Annotated in this window: 20 protein-coding genes and 1 pseudogene; 11 read left to right on the top strand and 10 right to left on the bottom strand. The window is 40.0% G+C overall.

Annotated elements, in window-relative coordinates; translation table 11 throughout:
• The first annotated feature begins 70 nt into the window (after positions 1-70).
• The 4 genes from atpG to R2H34_RS01120 all read left to right on the top strand — a co-directional run bounded on the left by atpG (position 71) and on the right by R2H34_RS01120 (position 5,304).
• Positions 71-940 (top strand): F0F1 ATP synthase subunit gamma, encoded by an 870-nt coding sequence (gene atpG, locus R2H34_RS01105; protein WP_004905540.1) that lies wholly within the window; start codon positions 71-73, stop codon positions 938-940.
• Between the two features lie 30 nt (positions 941-970).
• The gene (atpD, locus tag R2H34_RS01110) at positions 971-2,365 is read left to right on the top strand and encodes a F0F1 ATP synthase subunit beta (RefSeq protein ID WP_004798063.1); all 1,395 of its coding nucleotides are present in this window, start codon (positions 971-973) and stop codon (positions 2,363-2,365) included.
• Positions 2,366-2,382: 17 nt separating this feature from the next.
• Positions 2,383-2,802 carry a F0F1 ATP synthase subunit epsilon gene (locus tag R2H34_RS01115; RefSeq protein ID WP_004905537.1) on the top strand — a complete coding sequence of 140 codons (420 nt, stop codon included), beginning with the start codon at positions 2,383-2,385 and terminating at the stop codon, positions 2,800-2,802.
• A 324-nt stretch (positions 2,803-3,126) separates the two neighbouring features.
• On the top strand, positions 3,127-5,304 hold the full coding sequence (locus R2H34_RS01120) for a hypothetical protein (protein WP_087540620.1): 2,178 nt from the start codon (positions 3,127-3,129) through the stop codon (positions 5,302-5,304).
• An 80-nt stretch (positions 5,305-5,384) separates the two neighbouring features.
• On the opposite strand, the gene R2H34_RS01125 is transcribed toward R2H34_RS01120, so the two are convergent.
• From R2H34_RS01125 to R2H34_RS01140, 4 genes and pseudogenes are all read right to left on the bottom strand, one after another.
• Positions 5,385-6,080, bottom strand: coding sequence for a phospholipase D family protein (locus R2H34_RS01125; protein ID WP_004905534.1), 696 nt, complete (start codon positions 6,078-6,080; stop codon positions 5,385-5,387).
• 104 nt (positions 6,081-6,184) lie between these two features.
• Complete coding sequence (locus R2H34_RS01130) at positions 6,185-6,730, bottom strand: glutathione peroxidase (RefSeq protein ID WP_087540622.1); 546 nt, start codon at positions 6,728-6,730, stop codon at positions 6,185-6,187.
• A 118-nt stretch (positions 6,731-6,848) separates the two neighbouring features.
• Positions 6,849-7,622 (bottom strand): helix-turn-helix transcriptional regulator, encoded by a 774-nt coding sequence (locus tag R2H34_RS01135; protein ID WP_087540624.1) that lies wholly within the window; start codon positions 7,620-7,622, stop codon positions 6,849-6,851.
• A gap of 15 nt (positions 7,623-7,637) precedes the next feature.
• Positions 7,638-8,858: pseudogene (locus R2H34_RS01140) on the bottom strand (MFS transporter).
• A 116-nt stretch (positions 8,859-8,974) separates the two neighbouring features.
• On the opposite strand from R2H34_RS01140, the gene R2H34_RS01145 reads away from it, so the two are divergent.
• Together R2H34_RS01145 and R2H34_RS01150 are read left to right on the top strand one after the other, a co-directional pair.
• On the top strand, positions 8,975-9,640 hold the full coding sequence (locus R2H34_RS01145) for a TetR/AcrR family transcriptional regulator (RefSeq protein ID WP_171488079.1): 666 nt from the start codon (positions 8,975-8,977) through the stop codon (positions 9,638-9,640).
• A 103-nt stretch (positions 9,641-9,743) separates the two neighbouring features.
• Complete coding sequence (locus tag R2H34_RS01150) at positions 9,744-10,616, top strand: DMT family transporter (protein ID WP_087540627.1); 873 nt, start codon at positions 9,744-9,746, stop codon at positions 10,614-10,616.
• Between the two features lie 442 nt (positions 10,617-11,058).
• Here R2H34_RS01150 and R2H34_RS01155 read toward each other — a convergent pair whose 3' ends face one another.
• From R2H34_RS01155 to R2H34_RS01165, 3 genes are read right to left on the bottom strand one after another with little or no spacing between them, the layout of a single operon-like run.
• Positions 11,059-11,628 carry a Sua5/YciO/YrdC/YwlC family protein gene (locus R2H34_RS01155; RefSeq protein ID WP_042892180.1) on the bottom strand — a complete coding sequence of 190 codons (570 nt, stop codon included), beginning with the start codon at positions 11,626-11,628 and terminating at the stop codon, positions 11,059-11,061.
• A 37-nt stretch (positions 11,629-11,665) separates the two neighbouring features.
• On the bottom strand, positions 11,666-12,793 hold the full coding sequence (gene dprA / locus R2H34_RS01160; protein WP_075695884.1) for a DNA-processing protein DprA: 1,128 nt from the start codon (positions 12,791-12,793) through the stop codon (positions 11,666-11,668).
• A 9-nt stretch (positions 12,794-12,802) separates the two neighbouring features.
• Entirely contained in the window at positions 12,803-13,954 is a 1,152-nt protein-coding gene (locus R2H34_RS01165) for a LysM peptidoglycan-binding domain-containing protein (protein WP_004905510.1), read from the bottom strand.
• Positions 13,955-14,074: 120 nt separating this feature from the next.
• On the opposite strand from R2H34_RS01165, the gene def reads away from it, so the two are divergent.
• The 3 genes from def (at position 14,075) to R2H34_RS01180 (ending at position 17,234) form a co-directional block, all read left to right on the top strand.
• A complete protein-coding gene (gene def, locus R2H34_RS01170) occupies positions 14,075-14,605 on the top strand; it encodes a peptide deformylase (RefSeq protein ID WP_004905508.1) in 531 nt (176 codons plus the stop codon).
• 21 nt (positions 14,606-14,626) lie between these two features.
• A complete protein-coding gene (locus R2H34_RS01175) occupies positions 14,627-15,064 on the top strand; it encodes a DUF2946 family protein (protein ID WP_004967052.1) in 438 nt (145 codons plus the stop codon).
• A gap of 73 nt (positions 15,065-15,137) precedes the next feature.
• Positions 15,138-17,234 carry a TonB-dependent copper receptor gene (locus tag R2H34_RS01180; RefSeq protein ID WP_075695883.1) on the top strand — a complete coding sequence of 699 codons (2,097 nt, stop codon included), beginning with the start codon at positions 15,138-15,140 and terminating at the stop codon, positions 17,232-17,234.
• A 46-nt stretch (positions 17,235-17,280) separates the two neighbouring features.
• On the opposite strand, the gene R2H34_RS01185 is transcribed toward R2H34_RS01180, so the two are convergent.
• Together R2H34_RS01185 and R2H34_RS01190 are read right to left on the bottom strand one after the other, a co-directional pair.
• Complete coding sequence (locus R2H34_RS01185; RefSeq protein ID WP_004956542.1) at positions 17,281-18,042, bottom strand: hypothetical protein; 762 nt, start codon at positions 18,040-18,042, stop codon at positions 17,281-17,283.
• Between the two features lie 345 nt (positions 18,043-18,387).
• A complete protein-coding gene (locus R2H34_RS01190; RefSeq protein ID WP_171494161.1) occupies positions 18,388-21,888 on the bottom strand; it encodes a PAS domain-containing hybrid sensor histidine kinase/response regulator in 3,501 nt (1,166 codons plus the stop codon).
• Positions 21,889-22,072: 184 nt separating this feature from the next.
• On the opposite strand from R2H34_RS01190, the gene R2H34_RS01195 reads away from it, so the two are divergent.
• Positions 22,073-22,411 carry a DUF485 domain-containing protein gene (locus tag R2H34_RS01195; RefSeq protein ID WP_151730450.1) on the top strand — a complete coding sequence of 113 codons (339 nt, stop codon included), beginning with the start codon at positions 22,073-22,075 and terminating at the stop codon, positions 22,409-22,411.
• Positions 22,408-24,123, top strand: coding sequence for a cation acetate symporter (locus R2H34_RS01200; RefSeq protein ID WP_004905491.1), 1,716 nt, complete (start codon positions 22,408-22,410; stop codon positions 24,121-24,123). Before R2H34_RS01195 ends, R2H34_RS01200 begins: the two co-directional genes overlap by 4 nt.
• Positions 24,124-24,175: 52 nt before the next feature.
• Here R2H34_RS01200 and R2H34_RS01205 read toward each other — a convergent pair whose 3' ends face one another.
• Positions 24,176-25,381, bottom strand: coding sequence for an oxygenase MpaB family protein (locus tag R2H34_RS01205; RefSeq protein WP_042892174.1), 1,206 nt, complete (start codon positions 25,379-25,381; stop codon positions 24,176-24,178).
• Positions 25,382-25,448: the final 67 nt, after the last annotated feature.

The following is a 25,448-nucleotide window of genomic DNA, read 5'->3' on the forward strand; positions in this document are numbered from 1 at the left end:
TTTAGTTAAGTTTGGTTCACGGATCAACCTTCGGAAGCTCGAAAGAGCTTTCGAATACTAGGTTAAGCGTATGGCAAATTTAAAAGAAATTCGCGCCAAAGTAGCTAGTATCAAAAGCACGCAGAAAATTACTCGCGCGATGCAAATGGTAGCTGCTTCTAAAATGCGTCGTGCGCAAGAGCGCATGGCTCAAGGCCGTCCGTATGCCGATAATATGCGCCGTGTAATTGCTCACTTAGTTCAAGCAAATCCTGAATATAAACACCGTTATATGGTTGATCGCCCTGTTAAGCGCGTTGGCTATATCGTGGTGTCTTCAGATCGTGGCTTGGCAGGTGGCTTGAACATTAATTTGTTCAAGAAAGTTGTGCAGCATGTCAAAGCACAACAAGAGCAGTCAATTGAAGTTGAATTTGCTTTGATTGGTCAAAAAGCGGTTTCGTTTTTTAAGAATTACGGCGGTAAAGTGCTTGGTGCAACGACCCAACTTGGCGACGCGCCGAGTTTGGAGCAGTTAACTGGCTCTGTACAAGTTATGCTTGATGCATTTGATAAAGGCGAATTAGATCGTATCTACCTCGTTTCAAATGGTTTCGTCAATGCGATGACTCAACAGCCTAAAGTAGAACAACTTGTTCCTTTAGCACCAGCGCAAGCAGGCGATGATCTCAACCGTACTTATGGTTGGGACTATATCTACGAACCAGAAGCAGAAGAATTGTTAAATGGTTTGTTGGTTCGCTACATCGAGTCTATGGTTTATCAAGGTGTGATTGAAAACGTTGCATGTGAGCAGTCTGCTCGTATGGTCGCAATGAAAGCAGCGACAGACAACGCAGGCCAATTGATTAAAGACCTACAACTCATTTACAACAAGCTGCGTCAAGCCGCGATTACTCAGGAAATTTCCGAGATCGTTGGCGGTGCCGCTGCCGTTTAACATTATTAAGTTTGAATTGAGGAGACAGCAATGAGTAGCGGTCGTATCATTCAGATCATCGGCGCGGTTATCGACGTCGAGTTTGAGCGCAATAGCGTTCCTAAGATCTATGACGCTCTCCAAGTTGACGGTACTGAAACTACTTTAGAAGTTCAGCAACAGCTTGGCGATGGTGTTGTTCGTACCATCGCAATGGGTTCTACAGAAGGTCTTAAACGTGGCCTTAATGTAACCAGTACAAATGCACCGATTTCTGTTCCAGTGGGTCCTGCTACGCTTGGTCGTATCATGGACGTATTGGGTCGCCCTATCGATGAAGCAGGTCCTGTAGCGACTGAAGAACGTTTGCCGATTCACCGTCAAGCACCTTCTTATGCTGAACAAGCAGCTTCTACTGATCTTTTAGAAACTGGTATTAAAGTAATTGACTTACTTTGCCCGTTCGCGAAAGGTGGTAAAGTTGGTTTATTCGGTGGTGCGGGTGTTGGTAAAACCGTTAACATGATGGAGTTGATCAACAACATCGCGAAAGCACACTCAGGTTTATCTGTGTTTGCTGGTGTTGGTGAGCGTACTCGTGAAGGTAACGACTTCTATCACGAAATGAAAGATTCTAACGTTCTTGACAAAGTAGCAATGGTCTACGGTCAGATGAACGAGCCACCAGGTAACCGTTTACGCGTAGCGTTAACTGGTTTGACTATGGCTGAATACTTCCGTGATGAAAAAGACGAAAATGGTAAAGGTCGTGACGTATTATTATTCGTCGACAACATCTACCGTTATACACTTGCGGGTACTGAAGTATCAGCATTGTTAGGTCGTATGCCATCTGCGGTGGGTTACCAACCGACACTTGCAGAAGAAATGGGTGTTCTTCAAGAGCGTATTACGTCTACTAAGTCTGGTTCGATCACATCGATCCAAGCTGTATACGTACCTGCGGATGACTTGACTGACCCATCACCTGCAACAACGTTTGCTCACTTAGATGCAACAGTAGTATTGAGCCGTGACATCGCATCTTCTGGTATTTATCCAGCGATCGATCCACTTGACTCAACTTCACGTCAGTTAGATCCATTGGTTGTTGGTCAAGAGCATTATGAAATTGCACGTTCTGTACAGAACGTATTGCAACGTTATAAAGAGCTTAAAGACATTATCGCAATCTTGGGTATGGATGAATTAGCTGAAGAAGATAAATTGGTTGTTTACCGTGCGCGTAAAATCCAACGTTTCTTCTCTCAACCATTCCACGTAGCTGAAGTATTTACTGGTGCTCCTGGTAAATTAGTACCGCTTAAAGAAACTATTCGTGGCTTTAAAGGTCTATTAGCTGGTGAATACGATCACATCCCAGAACAAGCGTTCTATATGGTTGGTGGTATTGACGAAGTGATTGCTAAAGCTGAGAAACTCTAATTTAAGGAGATCATCTCATGGCGACTATGCAATGTGATGTCGTAAGTGTTAAAGAGTCTATTTACTCTGGACAAGTTACGATGTTAATCGCAAAAGGTGCGGGTGGTGAGTTAGGTATTTTACCTGGACATGCACCACTTGTAACTTTACTCCAACCTGGACCGATTCGTGTTCAGTTGGAAAATGGTACGGAAGAAATTGTTTACGTATCTGGCGGTGTGTTAGAAGTTCAACCTCATGTTGTTACGGTACTTGCAGATAGTGCAATCCGTGCAGACAACTTGGATGAAGCTGCAATTATGGAAGCTCGTAAACAAGCTGAACAATTGCTAGCAAATCAAAAGAGTGATTTGGATTCTGCTGCTGCACTTGCTGCGTTGGCTGAAACAGCTGCTCAGCTTGAAACGATCCGTAAAATCAAGAATCGTGCAATGTAATTGTAGATTTAAGATTGAAAAAGCCACCGTCAGGTGGCTTTTTTATTTGGATTGGCTTTATGAATCTGACAATTATCACAATTGCCTTTATAAAAAGGTTCAGTAGCAATACGATCAAGAATAGATATTCTTAAAGATATAAGAAAATAATGCTTAGTTTATTTAAACTTTTTTTATTTGGTAATCTGTGCGTGAAGCATAAATTAAGGATATATTTAACAATCTAGCAACTCGCTTAACAATAGTGATCGGAAGTAAGAGCTTGCTGATTTTTCTATATTTGCAATAACGAATAGATCTTATAAAAATTCAATTAGGAAGTATATGTTACCGAGTAATGTCTTAAAGTTGCGTTTAGATCGCATCGAACAACAAGGGCATCATTTATCTGTCAAAGACCAATTGAAGCTGGTAACGCTCACCCAACCTGATTTAACTGCAAATATTTACACACAAATATTTAATCTTACTTTACCCAAGATTTGGAATTTTCGTCATTCCACCAAAGAAGATATTCATTGTACTTTACGTTTAATTCAATTAATTACAGAGACCTTTATTCCTGTTTATAAGTTCCATGCACAAAAAAATGCATGGCTAGAGCAGTGTTTAGCATTTCGTTTGCAATATTCAGAAGAAAAATTTAGCTCAAATGAAATTCAAACGATTTTGTTGCAGTTATCAGAGTGCAAAGACGGTGAATTAAAACTGAGTGTTTTGAAACAATTGTGTGATGAATACGATATTGTTGAAATCAAATTGAATCTTGCGAAGTTGTATGTGCGTTTGGAAAATTGGCATGCAGCTATAGAAATCTATGATCGTGTCTTCCAGCAACAACCTACACAGCATGAAGATATTCACTACGATTACATTCAAAGTCTGTTAAATCGTAATCATTATTCGAATGAACATGGTCATGGTGATATCGTTGAGGCTTTGGATCGACTAGGAAATCTTGATCAGATTCAACAGCAAAAACTACACGATGAACTGACACGACGAGCTGTAGGCTTATTATTGCCTGAGAATCTCAACTCGCATATTGTGCAGTCTCCAAAAACATTTATACATCTTCAGCATAAGCTAAAGTTTGTTGGATACTCTTTAAATCATTGGCTATCAGCTGATGAGTTTGTTGTACCTTATTATAAAAATAGAATTGAACAAGCCCCTAAATTGCTCAATAACCAAGAGGTGGTTATGCATTTAGATCGCCATAAAGCAGCAAATGCAGCACTACAGAAAATATTAACTGGGCGAGATTTAAAATTTGTTAGTGGGATTAACGCTGCAAATCATAGCTTAGGATTTATTTGGAATTATTTTCATATAAACCCTTTGGTTTTAGATGCGCTTGTCACTGCTTCAAAGGGTGATCCAGAAGCATTTTATAATTTAAAACAGATTCCAGCGCCTGATTATAATCATGATGCTGCTATGCAGCAGATATCATCTTATTTGGCTAAACAACAAGTAGCATATAACTTGAGTCAGCAGGGACATAGCATTGAGTTTGTAGAGCATTCACATTTAGCTGGATTTGACCTTATTGTGGATGGTACACCGATGCAGGTTAAATGCACGCTTGATACTGAAAAAGTCGAAAAATTTGCTCAGAGCTATCCACATATTGCAATCATCGTGAATATTGAGCTGGCTCATTTGCAAGAAAAATACCCATCGGTTTTTGCTGATTTAGCACTTAGTTATGAGTCGGTACAACGCACTGCTCAACAAAGTTTACAGCAAGTCGTTGGACGTGAGGATTTTTTACCAATTCCTTTAATAAATACGGGTTTTGCTGTCTATCGTAATTTTAATAAAGTACAAACTAGACAAACAGTACGCCCTTTTCTGCAATACAAATCGTCTAACTCTACTATGAAAAATGGTTTGGCTTTAGGAGCAGCAATCGGTGGGATTGTCTCAGGTTCGATCGGTGCTTTTTTTGTTGGGGGACTAGCGATTTATCGAACTTGGCGTGTTCAGAATAAAGAACAAACCAAATCGGCTCATGAGAAACAACAAATCATTGCGCAAAGAAACCAAGTCATGGATTTGTTGATTGATTTTGCGGAATGGTTTACTCACGACCTACTCAAGTATCGGATTGATTTATATGCTTACCAACTCAGACAAATTGAAATGAAGCTGATGGGACAGATACCTGAGTTGTCTCTTTCTACTTTGTTGTTTGCCTATAAGTTTGAAGCGCATCATCGAGCGGTAAAGTTGTATGAATGGATGCAGCAACAATTGACACATGACAATCCCAAACGCAAAGTGCAAGCAGGCTGGGTGGCATTAGCACAATCAGATCAGTTTATGTCGATTGAGTTGAAGCAACGTCTTAATCAATTGAATACTGTATTAGATCAATATAAAAAGATGACTCAAATGGGGCATGATTTTCCAAATCTAAGCAAACAGAAAGCTAATACTTCAGTTTCTATGCCATCGTATCAGATACAACCCATCAAAATGAGTTATGAGATTTGATATTGCTAAGATCATGTAATTAGTATTCTCATTCTCTAAAAGCTCAAGTATTTCTAATAAAGATACTTGAGCTCAAGAATTTAAATACTCATATCAGCAAGCCAGAGGAAATAACCACCGTAGCTATTAAATTTAAATTCACCACCAATATTTTTCCCTTCATCTGTTAATTGGTGCCTACCTTTATCATTAATTATGAGAAAGCCTTTAGCTACAAATTTTTCTAAAAGCTCATTTGTTTTCAGTTTATGTTTGGCAGCAAGTTTTGAAGTTGTTAATTTGCTAAAATCATCTTGTTCACTATTTTCTTGGCTTATTTCTGTATCTCTCACCTCATCAAGAGAAATTCTAACTTCATCGCTGATTCGAATAATGCGTTGGGCTTCTTCATAAGCATCTTTAAACACCGATTCATCATGATCTTTTTCAATCAAAATCCCCATCTCGTTATTATTCACTTGGCTAAACTCATATAAGTTTAGACTGGAAATTATACAAGTTGATTCATTGATGTAACATTTAGCATGAAGGTTCTTACAGAAACTCACCCTTACATAATCAAGTTTTTGCATCCATTTAATTTCATCAGGATGTAAATCACTTTTGCCATAAATTATACGAATATCAATTTTAAGACGATTTTTATCTTCAAGAAGTTCCTTTATACGATCATTTAGTTTTAAAAAAGGGCTAATTAGAATAAGGCGTTCTTTTGCATTTTTAATTAATTCTTCTAGATAAAAATTAGTTGCACTTGTATTAAGAAATTTAGACATGTCGTTCCAACATTTATGTAAATATTAAAATTAAAGTAAAAAAATTATAATATTTATTTTAATAAAGAGAATAGTTAAACCATTCTCTTTATTAATTTTATATTTTATTTCGCTAATTCAGCTTCAATTGCATTTACGATGCGTTCATCATCCGCTGTAATATCTGGTGCAAAACGCGCCACAATTTCACCATTTTTATTTACCAAGAATTTTTCAAAATTCCATAAAACCTCAGGTGGATTGTTTGGCGTTAAACCATAATCAACTAAATCTTTCCACCAAGGACCTTCACCAATACGTTCAGGGATTGCTTGAGTTAGTGTTTGATAGAGTGGATGTTTGTCATCGCCAGCAACGGAGATTTTTGCAAATAAAGGGAAATGAACATCATAATTCAATGAACAAAATTGCTGAATTTCATCATTTCTGCCAGGTTCTTGCTCTAAGAAGTTATTTGCTGGAAAACCTAAGATTTCTAAACCTTGATCTTTCTTCGCTTGGTACAGTTTTTCCAAACCTTCATATTGGGGAGTTAAGCCGCATTTAGATGCGACATTGACGATTAAAAGTACTTTACCTTGGTATTGTTCAAGGTCGACTTCCTGACCGTTGATGTCCTTAACAGGAATGTGATAAACCGATTGGCTCATGGAATACGTCCTAATTTGTTGTTGTGACAAGACTTGTTTGTTTTAACTGCTTATTTATCAGAGTGCAATCTTATTCATAGTAATCAATACAAATAATGAGCAAAAGAAGAAAGCTGAATTAGGTAGATGCATTTTTGAGTTGAATAGGTGTTTGTCCTGTATAGCGCTTAAAAAATTCGATAAAACTTGAACTGTGTTGATACCCCAGAGAAAATGCAAGTTGTTTAATGGTCATCCCTTGGCGAATTTGATTGATCGCATAGATGATCTTAGCTCGATTGCGCCATTCTGCTAAAGATAGCTGTAACTCTTGTTGGCTGAGGCGAAACAGATGACGTTCACTGAATGTAAAGTGCTGTAAGATCTGTTGTAGGCTCATATGAAATAATTCAGGATTCGCAAGTTGATCGAGAATCGGAGCTAAGGTTGGATGCGTGCTTTGCGGCAAATAATGTGTATATGCTGGAGCTTGTTTTAGTTGATCGAATAGCACTTGTAATAAATGTTCAAGATATTCGGGTGCAGGATTTTGCTTTTGTTGCTCTAGAATTTGAATGACCAAGGCGCGAAAAAAAGGTTGAATACTAAAACAGCGGCAGACATCGCCTAATGCATTTCCGAAACGAGGATGAAGTCGGATGCAAATATAATGAATTTCATGTTCAACAGGCAGTGATTGGTGTTCTGTGCGTGGTGGTAGCCATAGCCCATAGCTTGGCGGTGATAAATAATATTTTCCTTCAATATCAAACTCTAGTGTTCCATTTAAACTAAAATTAAAGTCACCCCAAAGTGAAGAGTGAGGACTAACAACGTCATTCTTTTGATAGAGAAATTCATGCACCTCTATACCAGTTAAGAATGGAAATTGTTGGGTACCGTCAAACTTCATTTGGATTCTCAACTTTTAATTTTCACAAGTGACTTTGGGATTATTTAAGCCTTTGGCTAAAGTAAAAATGCTAATCAAGGCTAAAGCTACAAAGCTAATTACACCATAAATTAAGATATTTTCATTGAAGTGATCAACGACATAACCGACTAATAATGAGCCAACAGCAATCATGACTTGGAACATGCCAACAAATAGAGGCATTCCTTTTTCAACAGCATTGGATGCATGAACAAACATCCAAATATTCGCGGAAGTTGGAAAAGCTCCAAAGGCAAAACCCCAAAGTGCGGCGAGGATGACAGCACCCAGTTCATGCACTGCAAATATCGGGAAGCCAAAGAACACAACTGCAAAGCAGAAACTCACAAAAGCAAGTGTATAGCGAACATTTAAATTGCCACTATAACCTGCGAATGCATTCCCAAATACACCAGCAATTCCATAAAGTAACAGGAGAGAACTAATGGTGGTGCCATCAAAACCTGCGATATTTTTAAAGAAAGGGGCTAAATAACTATAGGCACAGAAATGTGCTAAACCAATCAAGAGTACAATCAACATGCCACTACGTGCTTTGGGTATTCTCAACAGCGTAGGAAGATCGCGCAGGTGAATAGCGGATTCAGGATTTAATTTGGGTAAGAAGATGATTTGTAATAAGAGGACGATTAAGCCAATTGCCGCCGTTATTCCAAATGCGCTAAGTCATCCGTAGAACTCGCTGAGCCATGTGCCTATAGGAACGCCTAATACCGTTGCAAAGGTTACACCTGCCATGACGACTGCGGTTGCCTTAGCGATGGGCAGATGAGCAGGAGCAAGTTTGCCACTCAAAGCAATTGCTGTTGCCCAAAAGCCTCCAATTGCAATTCCTAATACTAACCTGCTCAGTAAGAGGATATTAAAACTCTCAGCAAATGCAGTAATGGTATTTGCTATCACCATGATCGCAGTCAGTAGAATTAAGACATAACGACGATCTAGTTGTTTCACTGATATCGGGAGAAGGGGTGCTGCAAATGCTGCCATGACGCCTGGTAGAGTGATAATCAAACCCGCTGTGCCAATAGAAATATTCAAATCAGCTGCAACACTGTTGAGTATACCTACAGGGAGAAATTCACTGGTCACCAGTGCAAAAGCGCCGATCGCGACTGCGAGAATCGCATACCAACTCCCTTGATTTTTCGTTGATGATGCGCCACTAGATTCGGGAGAGTAAGAGTTTTCCATATAAAATTCCTTTATTGTTAGATGCATAACAATAAAATTTCGAATACTGGTTAAATTTTTATAACGATCGTTATAAAATAAAAATAGATGCGTCAATTAATTTAATAATGATCGTTATGAAAATATCTGTGGCTTTTATGAAAGATACGCATGAATCTCACCTAATGCCTTGTGATAATAGCTTTAAAAAGAAACGTGGTCGCCCAAAGTGTTTTGATGAACAACAAGCCTTACAAAAAGCCATGCTATTGTTTTGGGAACATGGCTTTGAAGCGACATCGATGAGTGATTTAACTCAAGCTTTAGGGTTAACTGCACCAAGTTTATACAGTAGCTTTGGTGATAAGGTGGGACTTTTTTATAAGTGTATCGACTACTATTTGGCTCATGAAGCATGTCCAATTGAAGCGATTTTCTTAGAGGCGAAAACTGCCAAAGTCGCATTTGAATTATTTCTTTATGACAATGTACAACGTTTGGTTCAACCCAATAAACCTACAGGTTGTATGCTTGTCGTTGCTACCATGAATTGTTCTGATCATGCGCAGACAGTGCAGCATACTATTCTTGAAAGGCGTCTGAAGACCAAACAGAAAATGCTTGAGCGTTTAAAACAGGGTGTAGAAAATGGTGACATTGCCCAGTCTACCTCTCTACAAGAGATAGCAGATTTCTATGCGACAGTCTTACAAGGATTGACTGTGCAAGCACGAGATGGTGCAACGGTTCAACAATTGCATAAGGTGGTTGAACACGCAATGCGTAGCTGGGACTTATTCTAAATTTGATGTCTAAACAGCGATATAAATGTCTGAAATACGATATTTAAATTGATTTAGACATCTTTCAGAATATTCGCATTACTTAGAAAATGCGGGAAAGTGGATGGGTCTGCTAAGCAAATATCAAAAATGGGTGTTTATCTTACCTCTCATTGCTGTTTTCATTTGGTCATTGAACATTGCGGTGACTCGTTATGTTGCAGATTATATTTCACCTGCCAGTATTAGTTTTTATCGGTGGTTTGTCGCTTTTATTATCCTGACGCCATTCATGTTACCCAAAGTTTGGCAACAACGTGCTTTGATTCGACCTTTGATTGGACGTTTAGCTGTGCTAAGTGCTTTTGGTATGGTGTTATATCAAGGTCTTTCATATACCGCTGCACATTATACGACGGCGACCAATATGGGCATCGTCAATGCATTTGTTCCCATTTTTACTATATTTATTTCATATTTGATCTTAAAAGATAAGCCTAATCGTTTTGCGATCGTTGGTAGTTTATTGTCCTTTGCTGGATTGATCTATGTGATGAGCCAAGGTCAGCTTTCTAGTTTGTTTGCTCAAGGCGGATATTGGGGAGATGCTGTCATGGTGATTGCGGTAGGATTCTATGCATTTTATGGGGTGTTTCTCAAAAAATGGCAAGTCCAGTTACCCTTGATGACCAGTCTATATGTCCAAATAGGGTTTGCATTGTTATATCACGTCCCATTTTTATTATATTTAGGCTTGGATGCGATTGATGCAGAGAATGCCATGAGTGTGCTTTATGCTGGTATGTTTCCATCTTTGATTGCTCCCTTGTTATGGATGGTGGCAGTACAAGCGATTGGCCCAAATCGAACCAGTATTTTTATGAATCTTATGCCTGTATTTACGGCAGTGATAGCCAGTGTTTGGTTAGCTGAACAATGGACAATTTCTCACTCGATTGGCGGTATAATGATTCTCATAGGGATTATTTTGGCTTAAAAAAAGACAAAAAAAGTTGTTCAATCACAGTTGGAAACGACGACTTAGTTGCGCATAAATGAGATGGTTTTGCTTAAAAGAGCAACAAACGAACGTAATTTTTTTATTAACTGTTTATTCTTTCTATATGATTTACAAATATATTTTAAAGGAGTGCCTCATTTGTGATTCTGAAAAAGATCAATAAAAATAAAAATATATTTTTATTGGATCTTTAAAACTGACAAAAAAGGTACGCTTTTCACTTTTTTTGTTAGATAAATAATATATTTGTATAAGATGAATGATTGATCCATAATACTCAACACAGCAAGATGATTCGTTTTAGAATGAATGAGTTGCTTACCAAATTTGCGAACCCTCTGGATGTGATGATACACATCCTTTTTATGCTCAGTTATCCCTATATAACTGAGCTTTTTTTTATCTGCTATTCATGTAATTAAGCGCGAATCACTTCACCTGTTAACGCATTGAGAATACGACTTGGTTCTTGGCTCAAGCCTAATTTACCATCTAGATAATGCAGAGATGAACCAAAATAATCTTGTGCTTCTTCTAAACTTTTTGCTGGAGTTAAGCCTGCGGGATTTGCGCTTGTCGATACGATAAATCCACCAAATGAATCACATAGCTCTACACACAAAGGATGTGTTGTTACACGAACAGCAACCAAAGAGTGTTGTCCTTTAATCCAAGTCGGGATGTGTTGATCGGTTGGAAGTAGCCATGTTGTGGCACGTTCGGTCTCTTGACGATTTGACCAACTGGCAATCACTTGGTTGCGGAGGTTGGATTCTAGGTTCTGTAGTAGATGTTCTACTTGTTCTAGATGCCCAGCTAATAAAATCACGCCTTTTTCAACTGGACGATGTTTTAACTCAAGAATGTCTTGAAATGCTTGTTGATTAAAAGGATCACAGCCCAAACCCCAAACGGCTTCTGTTGGATAGGCGAGGACTTGTCCTTGTTTTAGACAATCAGCGGCTTCGGCAATCGAGTTTGTAATCATGTCTAGGAGGGTACTAACAGAAAAGATTGGCTATAGTTTAATGGATTGGACGACAACGTAAATAGCGACCACCTTGTTGTATGCACAAACCTAGTAACTCTAATTCCATTAATTGAGATGTGATTTCAGAGATCGGTGCTGGATAGCGTTGGCTGAGTAAATCTAAATCCTGTCCAATCCAATCTAAATTCTGATACAAGCTAATCAAATGTGGTGGAAGTGTTGAGTGCTGTTCTACAGCATCTTTAGTGTGTTGTTGGGTCTGCCAATGTGTAGGTAATGCTAAATCTTCAATAATCTGTTCAGGATGATCGACCAAAACAGCCCCTTCACGAATAAGTTGATGACAGCCTTGATGGTATTCACTGTAAATATGACCAGGGATAGCAAATACCATTTTACCTTGATTGGCTGCTTCATTCGCCGTAATCAAAGATCCACTTTTTAGTGCTGCTTCAACCACTAAGACACCTAAACTTAAGCCACTAACAATCCGATTTCGTCGTGGAAAATGTTGTTGTAATGGGAGTGTCGTAGGAAGAAACTCTGTGATGATGGCACCTGATTGAGCAATTTGTTGTGCCAATGGTTTATTTTGAGTTGGATAAACAGTATCTAACCCCGTACCTGTGACAGCGATGCTTCGATGATGTGCTAAGCCACCGCGATGAGCAGCTTCATCAATCCCATGTGCAAGACCACTGGTAATATAAAATCCTTTCTCACTAAGGTAATAAGCAAAATCATAAGCCACTTGGCGACCATGTGGACTAGGTTTGCGGCTCCCCACCAATGCAATTTGCGGTTGCAGTAAAGCTTGAAGATGACCTTGACCAAATAATATGGGTGGATGGTCTGCATAAGGTATGAGTTGTTTGGGATAGTCAATATCGTGTGGCGTCACGATAAAGTCACAGTGCTTCAAAATCAGTTGAACTATCTGTTCAAATTGTTTTTGACCTTGTGTACTTTGAAATTCTTCTAAACGTTTTAGATGGTTTGCATGTAAACCGAGTTGATACCACTCAGAGAATCGGTGGCTTTGTGTTGCTTGTTCACAACTCCCAAAATGTTTCAGAATTTTGTGAAAGCTGGATAGGGAGTGTTGAACCAAATACCACACCAACACGGTATGGTAGTGGCGGGGTGATAATTGATTCAACATAGTTTGTTCTTAGTCATCCAAGCGTGGTGGTTGGATGTTTGAACCGACCTTGATTGGTAGTTCACTTTCTAAAACGTAGGCATAGCTGATACGATCAAAACTCTTGAAGATCATCAAGCTACCCACATATTGTCCAGGTAATTTAACTTTCTCTTTAGTTTTTGGATCTTGTACGATCTCACCCTCTTGGTAGGTGCTAAAGACTTGACCAATTTCAACGCCATCAGCAGTACCACGATCAACAGTGACAACACCATTTTTTGCGGCTGTACCAATCGATCCTAATACACGAATCACTTTACCGCCATCGCGTACTTGTTTTGCATCGATAGGATAGAACAAGGTTGGCAACATTGCCTCTTGTTCAAGCATCACGCGATCACCACGACGAACTTCGCCGTTATAGCTATCAGTCAGTTCAACCGTAGTAATGTCGTTTTCATTGCGCACAGCAACACCAGATGCGACTTGAAGTAATTCAACACCTAGGTTTTGCTTTTTGCCTTGCTCATCAACAACGATGTAAGGTTCACCTTCACGGTAAACGCCATAACGCTGACCATTTTCTAGACCTTGACCACGGACGTAAACACTTTGTCCTTTGCCTGCAAGCACGCGATTGTCAGCTGTGCCTAAGATATAAGGGGTATTCGCAATCGCATCCGCTGGTAATACTGAACTACGTTCTAACCATTGTTGAATATGAGCCAATGGAATAACTGGCACACTATTGTTCAATGCTTCGATACGTACTTGCGGACGTAAAGTTGTTCCACCACCTGTATAACGACGAATAATACCGTCACAGCCATCACCTTCATCTTTACCGATTAACGGTTTGCCATTCAAACTACAGAGTAGTAAGCGGTCACCTGGATAAATCCAGTGAGGATTCTTAACGTGTTTATTGCTTGCCCAAATTTCTGGCCAGCGCCATGGTTTACTTAAAAACTTGCCTGAGATATCCCAAAGGGTATCGCCTTTTTTCACTACATAGACATGTGGTGCCCCAGCTTTAACAGAGGGTGGGCTAACATTAGGGCTTGCTGCATGCGTTATATTTACCGTCATGCCTAATCCTGCACAGATGGCAACAGCAATCAGTTGTTTTTTTAACCCCAAGGCATGAAATGAGTGTATGCCGTTTAAAACCTTTTTCATTATCATAATTCCTAAAAATTATGTGTGTAGTTGCGCTATAATAACGACTTTACACACAATTTTTTGATCAAGCATTCCCTTCAGTTGGTTTTCTGATCAATGGCATAAATGAGGAACAGTATGGCCTTATTACCTATTTTAAGTTTTCCTGATCCCCGTCTTCGTACCATTGCCAAGCCAGTCGAAGAAGTCACTGATGATATTCGTCAGCTTGCAGCAGATATGTTAGAAACCATGTACGAGGCACCGGGTATAGGTTTAGCGGCAACTCAGGTTGATCATCATATTCAGCTTATTGTCATGGACCTTTCTGAAGAGAAAAATCAACCGATGGTGTTCATTAACCCCAAAGTCACTCCACTGACTCAAGAGACTCAGCCGTACGAAGAAGGCTGTCTCTCTGTGCCTCAAATATACGACAAAGTTGAGCGTCCGTCACGTGTAAAAATTGAAGCAATTAACCTTGATGGTCAAGCATTTGAGTTAGAAGCTGACGAACTTCTCGCAGTTTGTATCCAACATGAAATGGATCACTTAAATGGCAAACTTTTTGTTGATTATTTATCGCCATTAAAACGTCAGCGTGCACGTGAAAAGGTTGAGAAAGTAGTACGCCAGCGTGAAAAAGAGAAAGTTGCCGTGAAGCGCTAAGCTCATCGTTGGTTTTTCGTGATGCCATTATTGTTTCGCAGCGGTTTATTATTCGCATTTACCGCAGTCTGTTTGCAGATTGCGGTCTTTTTGCAGCCTCTACTGCCGAAGCAATATCAAATCGCACCAGTCTGTGAAACGATTACCAAAGCTTTACTGTTACCTCAGGTACAAGCTGAGCAAAGTCAATCACAGCATCATGCTCATCACCATTCACATCAACTCGAACAAGCACCCGCATCTGCATCTTCGCACGATCATCACGATCCCAATCATCAATGTCAGTACTGTACGGTATATGCCAATTTAGTATTGCCGCCTGATGTGGGTGTCAAAGAAATTTTAGTTCGTGTTCAAGTACGTTTAGTCGCATTTCAGCAAACATTTCATCATGTTTATTTTGCGCTACAACGACTTTTTCTATTGCCACAAGGGCGAGCCCCACCTGTTTTCGCATAAATCAAAGCACTTTTTCTTAGGGTTTGTATGAACTCTAAGCCCGTTTTATTTATGTTTTAAGAGAAGACATCTCATGGCACAGCCTAAATTTTTATTACAACCCTTAACGGTTGCGATTCTTGCTGCCTCAAATTCGAGCTTACTTTGGGCAAATTCTGAAGATTTATCGACTCAGCAACGTGTTGAAGCAAAGCTTGCACCTATTGTTGTGACTGCTCAACAACCGAACCAGAATAATGGTTTAGTCATTGAAGTTGATCCTAAACAACCCATACAACCTGTACCAGCAACTGATGGTGCTGATTATTTGCAAAGCATCTTAGGCTTTAGCGCCATCAAAAATGGCGGAACGAATGGTGATGTTACATTTAGAGGAATGTTTGGTTCTCGGATAAAAATGCTGGTGGATGGCAGTGAGAGTTTAGGTGCTTGTCCACAACGAATGGATGCTCCGACTTCATATATTCAGCCTGAAAGTTTTGACAAAATTACGGTAGTGAAAGGTCCACAAACTGTTCAATACGCAACGCCTGGCTCTGCAGCAACGGTGATTTTTGAGCGCCAACCAGAGAATTTGAGCAAAGATCAGCCTTATCGTGGACAAGCGAGCGTCTTGATCGGTTCATATGGGAGACTCGATCATAATGTAGAGGCTGCGATTGGGGATGAGAGCAAATATGCGCGATTAAATGCTAATCGTTCTGTCTCAAATGATTATCAAGATGGTGATGGTCAGACGGTTCATTCAAATTGGGAGCGCTGGAATGCCGATCTTGCCTTAGGCTGGAAGCCTTCAGAAGATTCTTGGCTAGAGTTTCGTGCGGGTAAAGCAGATGGCGAAGCGGCATATGCAGGTCGTACTATGGATGGTTCGCAATTTAAACGCGAAAGTTTAGCTTTGCATGCGGAACAAAAGAATATCAGTGAGGTGATTAAGAAGCTTCAAGCACAGATTGATTACAGTTATAACGATCATGTGATGGATAATTTTAGTCTACGCACACCTCCGATGACCACGATGAAAATGCACGGTATGGAGATGACTGTACCGAACAAAATGTCGATGCGTGTTGATCGTCGTACCTTAAATACACGTCTAGCAGTAACAACCGATTGGGACAAATTTAGCGTGATTTCGGGTGTAGACACGCAACAGAATAAGCATGGTGGCGATATGGTGATGTATGCCATGCCGAAGATGAACATGCCTTATGCGGAAGACTTGAAGTTTCAATCTTATGGTGCATTTAGTGAGTGGACTTATGCGATTGATCAAGATCAAAAAGTTGTAGCAGGAGCGCGTGTCGATCAAGTCAAAATAGACAATCTGCAAAATGCTAAAAATCGTAAAGATACTGTACCAAGTGGTTTTGTGCGCTTGGAAAAGAGTCTTCCAGGACATGGTTTAAAGACTTATCTAGGTTTGGGATATGTGGAACGCACACCTGACTTTTGGGAGTTGTATAGCACCACGACAGATCATGGTGTAGGTTCCACAGATATGATGGGTAAAACCACATATAAAATGGTGGATAATCTAGACAATCTGAACAATGAACGCACAGCACAATTGGATCTCGGTTTGCAAGCAGAGCATGGTGCATGGAGTACTTGGGCATCAGTTTATGCTGGATTAATCAAAAATTTCATCCTACTTGAATACAATACACCAGATAAAAGAAAACCACTTGCGCGTAATGTTGATGCCACAATTGCTGGGGCAGAGGCTGGGGTAGGTTATCAATTTAATGATCATTTCCAAGCAGATATTTCAGCAATGTATGCGTGGGGTGAAAATAGGTCAGATGATCGTGCTTTGCCACAGATAGCACCTTTTGAAGCGCGTATGAATCTTCGTTATGTGGATGAAAAATATAGTCTAGGATTGCTATGGCGTGCCGTTGCAAAACAGGACCGTATCAGTCTCAATGAAGGGAATGTGGTTGGTTATGATATGAATGAAAGTAAAGCGTTTAATACCTTGGCGATCAATGGAACATATCAATTGACCGATACTGTCGATGTTTCGGTAGGCGTTGATAATCTTTTAGATAAGGCTTACACCGAGCATTTAAATAAAGCAGGCGCTTCGATGTTTGGTTATGCAGCCAATGAGCAATTCAATAATATTGGACGTAATTATTGGATGCGTATGAGTATGAAGTTCTAAGGAATAAAAAAACAAGGTGGGAATTCCACCTTGTTTTATTTTGCAATTAAGCCAAGCAATCTTGTTTTGGCATCAAACTATCGCAATACAAAGGATTTAAAGCACACTGTAGGTCATCAATTTGTTCTTGGGTCACATAGCCTTTAGCTTTGAGATATTCTGCAACGCGATCATCTCTTAAACTTAAGAATGCTGCATCGTAAACCCCTAAATCTACAAATAAAGCAGCAGTTTCTAAGCTATTAAAATGATCTAAAAATACGTCATTTTCATACATCAGGAATACATGGTCTAAGTCTGCATTCGCATCGACTTTGAGTCGTTGTGCAAGCTCTAAAGGACGTGTTTTGATAAACAGTAAATCGGTCAATTCATCAAATTGTGATTTATCGAGTTGATGTGTACCTGTTTTAACGTGCCCTAACCATGCTTTAAAGACGAGAACTGCACCTCCACGAAGTAGCATGCTCCACATTTGATGGCGTGTATCGTGATCTAAATGTGCAGATTCATTTTCCAAGGCTTTAACTAGATTCTCTTCTTGCTGAGCTAATTTATCAAAAAGCCCTAAACCTTGTGGATGATATGCAGCTGGTGCAAAAACATCAAAATTCAGTTCGTGAAACACTTTTAGCGCTAGAGGAACAGCAGCTTGATACAGTGTGTTTAATGCACGAGTGTGTAATTCACTGAGCTTGCTTTGTTCGAAAATTTGTTGCCAGTCAAGTTCTGGAAGTAGCGCATTTGCACTGTATTGGCGATAAAATTGTAATGCGGTATGCTCTGAAGTGGCTGTATTGCTATTCATGATCAATGTCCTTTTTGGCGAGAGTAAGAAACCAAAGGATTGATGCATTGGTTTCTTGCAATTTGATCAATTTATGCGTGATTTAAAAAGCAAGTAGAATACGACTAAAGTTGTAGATGTGGATTTTTATGTTATAAAAACAATTAAAATCAATGATATATATAATTGTAAGTAAGTGTACAAACGTTCACTAATGTAAGTGGTTTATTTTGCCATAGTCAACTACTGTTTGAGCATTTTGGTCAATTTTTTAGCAACCAAAATGCTTTTTGTTGATCACTTCTGCCTATATCTAAAAATATTATGCTAGTCGCTGATCATTAATGGGCGTTTGACCCTTCTAACTCAATCTTTGTGCATCGGCATAATTTTTAATCCCGAAAGCCACGAACGCAGGCCAGCTGGTTTTAGTGGTTTTTTCAGTAAGATGATATTCTGTTGTTTAAGTTTTTGCGGTAACTCTGGGTCAGAATCCGCAGTGATGAGTGCAACAGGAATGTGGGCAGGGCGATGCTGTTCGATAAAATCGAGTCCACGTTGATCATGATTTAAATGTTGATCAATTAGCCAAACCTGAATATCTTCATGTTGGATCAGCTCTAATGCTTCTGCTGGTTCAGTGGCAGTAAAGATTTGATAACCCCATTTGCTGAGTAAAGTCCGCATACCCTCCAAAATCGTTTCATCATTATCCAAACATAAAACTTTATAAGCCGTATGTTGTAAGGCGGTCATTTGTGGTGAGGCGACTTGGATTTTTGGAGCTTCTGCTAGAGGTACTTCAATCATAAAACAAGAACCTTTACCCAACTCAGAATAAACTTGAACAGGGAAATCTAGTAAGCTCGTCATACGTTGCACAATCGCTAGACCTAAACCAAGTCCTTGTTCACCCCATGGTGAAGTATGTCCACAACGTTCAAACTCTTGGAAAAGTTTTACGCGTTGTTGTTCATTGATACCAGGTCCTGTATCCCACACACCGATTCGAATATGATTCGGACGTTGAGCTGAACGTAATACACCTACTACAACACGACCTTGAGCAGTATAACGTAATGCATTGCTGACAAAATTTTGGATTATTCGTCGCATCCATTGTGGATCAGTGTCTACCCAAAATTTAGTGTCATACACTTTGAATTGAATATTGCGTTGAGCTGCGATGGATTTAAATTGCAATTCGAGATCACTCAACAAATCATGTAATGAATAGGCTTGACGCTTCGGTTGAATGGTTCCACCTTCGAGGCGAGCAATATCTAAAAGTGCGGATAACATACTCTCTGCACCATAGAGTGCACGGTCTAGCTGTTGAAGGGTGAGTTGATCATCTGGATTATCAATACTTTGCTCAAGTGCAGTACTAAACAGTCGAGCCGCATGCATCGGTTGTAATAAGTCATGGCTTGCGGCAGCCAAGAATCGACTTTTGGATTGATTGGCTTTATCGGCTTGTTCAAGTGCTAATTGCTGTTCTGTCAATGCATCTGCAAGCTGTCGGGTACGATCACGGACTCTTTCTTCTAAAACAGCTTCATTTTCACGGAACGCCGTAATATCTGCGAAAGTCGTGACAAAACCACCACCTTCGATTGGATTACCACGCATTTGAATCACAAGACCATCTTTACGAATCCGTTCAAATTCATGAGCACTTCCAACTTTCATCCAATGAATACGTTTACGAACATGTTCCTCAACTGGTCCTGGACCACATTCACCACGTTCGGCGTTATAGCGTATAAGATCAGCAATTGGACAGCCGACATAAACTAAATCTTTAGGGTAATCAAACAGTTTTAGATATTGATTGTTCCATGCAACTAAACACATATTTTTATCGACCACACTCACCCCTTGAGTCATATGATCAATCATGGTCATCAGTAAGTTTTGGTTGAAACGCTGCCATTGGGAGGCTTGGTCTAAGATATTGGCGACTTGACCTAAAGCTAAACCATTATTGATCAAAGCAGTGGTCAATAAAGTTCGCGCCGATGCTGCACCAATGATCCCCGCTAAATATTGTTCAGTAAAACGCCACCACATCCCATTTGCGACATGATTTTCATTTAAAACCACATGATTTTGTTCACAAAATTGCTGGAATGCTTGGATTGTCGGTTTTTCACCTGTAATTCTTTTCGCGAGAGCGAGTAGGTCACCGACTTTTAATCGTGCGGCATTTTGATGTAAATCACTGAGATCTGTTGAAGTCTGTGCTGAAGGTAGAGGTTTGCTTTCGTAATAAAAGAAACTTTCAGCCTGAATTTGTTCAGCAATACTTGGGCGGTACAAGCGTGAAACCCAAATATACATGGCGATATTCAGTCCTAAAGACCATAAAACACCATGTGTTAATGGAACAAAAGATTCAAAACCCAATAATGCTTCTGGGCGTAAGCTATTAATATCAAAAGGACCAAACAGCAATAAATGTTGCGCAAAATTTTGATAATGCTCAGGAAGGCTACGTAAAACTGTTGGGAATAATAGTGTATAGCTCCACATCACAAAGCCAACAATCAGTCCCGCGTATACTCCTTGACGACTAGCTCCTCGCCAGTACAAACCACCAATCAAAGCAGGTGAAAATTGTGCGACTGCACTAAAAGCGAGTAAGCCAAAAACAGATAGTTGGTTGATATCATTAAAAAAATGGAAAAACAAAAAGCCGAGCAGCATGACACCAACGATACTAATCCGACGAGTTAATTTCAAAACACGTGGCAGTTGTTGATCTTGACGAGAAATGATCTTAAATCGCCAAAGTGCAGGCATGATCAAATCATTACTAAGCATGATTGAAAGTGCCACAGATGCAACCAATAACATTCCTGTAGATGCTGAAAATCCGCCTAGAAATGCCAGTAATGTAAGCCATTCTTGTTGATAACTGAGCGGTAGTGCGAGTACCGCAATATCAGGTGTGCCCAATGATTCAGGCAATGAGTGTAATGCCCAACTTGCGATAGGAATAATCGCGATGATGGTCAAAATCAAATACGCTGCAAACCAACGTCGAGCACCACGGATATGTTTTTCATCGCGTAACTCAACCACTGCAACGTGGAACTGACGAGGCAGACAAATCATGGCTAAACCAGCCAGTAGCGTTTGCACCCAAAAGGTTTCTGGAACGCCAACTTGTTGTAAGTCATGAAAATGTTGACTGACATCGTTGCTGACTTGTTTAATATTTTCAGGCGATTGCAATAAGAAAAATCCTGCAACACAGAGGAGGGCGAATAATTTCACAAAGGATTCAAAGGCAACCGCCAGCATCAAACCGCCATGCTGTTCCGTGTGTGCAATATGTCGTGTTCCGAAAATCATTGCCAAAATAGCCAAAAGGGCAGTTAGCATTAACACACTGTTTGTTGTCGTAGTGACGTGTGCATTTTGTTCTAGAATGACCGATGCACTGAGTGCAATAGCACGTAATTGCAATGCCAAATAAGGAACAATAGCAATGACTGCTAAAATCGTGACGAGTGCAGCCAAACTTCCACTTTTACCGTAACGAGCAGCAACAAAATCGGCAATAGATGAAATGGCATGGTATTGGCGAATACGTCCCAACCGTTTCCAAATATCGTAGCCAAACCAAATAAATAGCAAAGGACCCAGATAAATCGGGAGGAAAATAACACCTTCTCGAACAGCAGCGCCTGTAGCACCATAAAACGTCCAAGATGAACAATACACGCCGAGCGTTAGGCTAAACAACAGCATACGACCACGTGGACTCAAGCGGCTAGCGTGTTTTTCACCGAAGAAAGCACAGCCGAAAAGTAGCACGATATAGAGGGCGAGTACCCCGATAATAAGCCAACTGTTCATATTGCCCACGTGTTCAAATTCCATTTTTTATCATACCCGATGCTTCGCTTGCATGATGAGTTGAGATGTGCATTTAGAGACCAAAGTCTAAGTTACGAGTCAAGCATAATCTTGTTAACTTTAATTATGAAAAATCCCATTTGAAAAGGGGTCCATGGTTGGACACAAAAATAAGGAGTCGGTTATGGATGATTCACAGGTAGAACGAATTCTACGTAATCCAAAGTTTCAAGAGATGGTGAGCAAGAAGCGTACTTTAAGTTGGACATTAACAGCAATCATGTTGTTTATCTACGTCGGCTTTATGCTTTTAGTTGGCTACAACAAAGAATTTCTAGCAAGTTCATTTAGCGGTGGTGTAACAACATGGGGGATGCCTCTTGGTTTGGGCATTATCGTGTTGTCCTTTTTGTTATGTGGTGTGTATTCATATATCGCCAACAATAAATTAGACCGTTTAAATGAAGAGGCTCTCAAGGAAGTTGAGGCGATCACACATGAAAAAAGGAATGCACTGAGATGAAAGGGACGTCAATAAAAGCGAAACTCTTCGCTCTCACAAGCTTGGTGAGTTCTGGAATCGCCTACGCTGGACCAGACCTTGGAGCAGCAGAGCAGCAAGCAACCAACTGGCACGCGATCATTATGTTTATGATCTTCGTGGGTTTTACGCTGTTTATTACTAAATGGGCAGCAAAACAGACAACAAATGCTAGTGATTTCTATACGGCAGGCGGTGGTATCAGCGGTTTCCAAAATGGTTTGGCGATTGCGGGTGACTATATGTCGGCAGCATCGTTCTTGGGTATTTCCGCACTTGTTTTTAGTTCAGGTTTTGATGGCTTACTCTACTCACTTGGTTTCATGGTGGGTTGGCCAATTGTATTATTCTTAGTTGCAGAGCGTTTACGTAACTTGGGTAAATACAATTTATCTGACGTGGTTTCTTTCCGCTTAGATGAGAAGCCAGTCCGTACCTTAGCAGCATTTAGTTCATTGGTTGTTGTTGCATTCTATTTGATTGCTCAAATGGTGGGTGCAGGTCAGTTAATCAAATTATTGTTTGGTCTGAACTATAACATCGCTGTTGTGATCGTTGGCTTATTGATGATGGCATACGTAATCTTCGGTGGTATGTTGGCGACCACTTGGGTACAAATCATCAAAGCGGTGATGTTACTCAGTGGTGCGACTTTCATGGCATTTATGGTAATGAAAGCCGTTGGATTTAGTTTCACGAATATGTTTAACCAAGCGATTGGTGTTTATAGCCAAGCGCATGGTATGAGCTGGGAAGAAGCTGCAAAAATCATGGGGCCAGGCAAACTCGCTGCAAACCCAATTGATGCACTGTCATTAGGCCTTGCTTTGATGTTTGGTACTGCTGGTTTACCACATATCTTAATGCGTTTCTTCACAGTTAAAGATGCAAAAGAAGCACGTAAATCTGTAGTTGTAGCAACTGGTTTTATTGGTTACTTCTATCTTTTAACTTTCATCATTGGTTTCGGTGCAATCTTGTTTGTTGCAAACAACCCTCAATTCCTTGATGTTGCAAAAGCTGCTATGACAGGAAAATTAGAGTTGGTCGGCGGTAACAACATGGCTGCGGTTCACCTTAGTGATGCTGTGGGTGGTGACCTATTCATGGGCTTCATCTCAGCAGTGGCTTTCGCAACAATCTTGGCGGTTGTTGCTGGTTTGACACTCTCAGGTGCTTCAGCAATTTCTCATGACCTTTATGCAAACGTATTCAAAAAAGGTAAAACGACTCCACAATCAGAATTGCGTATGTCTAAAATTGCAACTTTAGGCTTAGCAATCTTTGCAATGATCTTGGGGATTTTGTTCGAGAAACAAAACGTTGCCTTCATGGTTGGTTTAGCATTCTCTGTAGCATGTTGTGCAAACTTCCCAGTCCTTGTTTTATCAATGTTCTGGAAAGGCTTAACGACTCGTGGTGCGGTTATCGGTGGTGTTGTTGGTTTAGTTGGTGCAGTGACTCTGATTATCTTATCAAAAGCAGTTTGGGTAGATACGCTTGCGATCTCAGAAACAGCACCAAACCCATTTAATGGTCCTGCATTATTTGCTATGCCACTATCGTTCTTATGCTGCTGGTTCTTCTCTGTAACAGACAAGTCAGCACGCGCTCAAAAAGAACGCAAAGCATTCGACGCACAGTTTGTTCGCTCACAAACAGGTATTGGAATCTCAGGTGCATCTGATCACTAAGTAGATTCTACGCTTTATTAAAAAGCCCTCATCATTGAGGGCTTTTTAATTGCTAATGCATACTGGCCAGTTGTTGTGCTTGATTGCGATAAAGAGACAAGCCAAGTTTTTGCAGATGGCGTCCATTAAGTTCAAGAAACTGATTCAATCGTGGAATATGTTTAGCACCTGAGTAAAGTGCCAAGTTTCGGCCAATCAAATAATAGGCAAACCAAGAGGCTGACTGAGGGGTTAAGCCCAACAATTTCATCTTCTTACGTCCTATAAAGAACTGAGTCAGTTCTAAGTGTTGTTTATATGCCAATTTTTGTTGAAAAGAGCGTAAATAACGATATTTTCGTTCAAAAGGTTCTTTGGAAAGACTTGAGCCAAGTGAAATACTACTTGCATCCGATTTTGGATGCGCGAATTGCATCCAGTAGATGAGTTTCCATCCTTCAGATTCCTGATCCACCAACCATTTTTCCTCAATTCCCATCAACCAACCTGCATATTTCCAAAAGTGTAAAAAGCTGTCGACTTCCTCAGCACTTGGAAAGATACCTAAGGCTCGAATTCCTAATAGCACAACCCCACTAAAGGCAATATTCGTCATGGCTTGATCATATTGATTAATTGGTAAGCCCCATGTTTCAGCATCCCATTTTTCTGATTTTTGTAGTTGATGCCGTACTAAAGAATGAATGAAACGAACATAAATTGTGGAACAAAAGCCCTTGTTATAACGTTCAAAGCCCTCTTTCTCTGTGATATCAACCCACCATTTTGTGGTTTCTGCAAGGCGCGTAGCTGCTTGTTTTTTTAATGCACCTGTGAGGATTAGCGATTGGTTAAAACCAGGATACATATAGCCCGCCATTAAAGAGAGATCTCTAAGAATCAGACCATTATTTGCTCCCAATCGATAAGTGAATTGCAGAGCTTTATCTATTTTGACTTGGTCATACCAAGTGGGTTTTCGTTCAACTAAGCTAAAAAATTGTGTCAGTTCAGGAACGTCATGAGGCAGTTTATCTAAACCTTCATATAACGCCGTCTCAAAGTATTTTCGATGAAGTTTGGGATTTTGTAATACCCATCGCATCACTTGATCCATCGGTTCATCACCTGCTTGAAGCGCTTCGTTGAGTTGTAAATATTCAGCATAGCTTGGTTGTAAATGTTGATTGGTCATATAACCCAAGATTTTGGTTTTTAAATTGGACTGCACCATAGTTTCAAATGCAGCTAAACGACTTGGTTTAGGGATGCTTAGCATTGCAAAACACCTTTGGTTGTTATTTAATCAAAGCATAATATGAATGTTTATTCGCATTCAATTCGCA

Origin of the sequence: Acinetobacter sp. 16 (assembly GCF_033439925.1) — a bacterium.
In the GTDB taxonomy this organism is placed as follows: domain Bacteria; phylum Pseudomonadota; class Gammaproteobacteria; order Pseudomonadales; family Moraxellaceae; genus Acinetobacter; species Acinetobacter junii.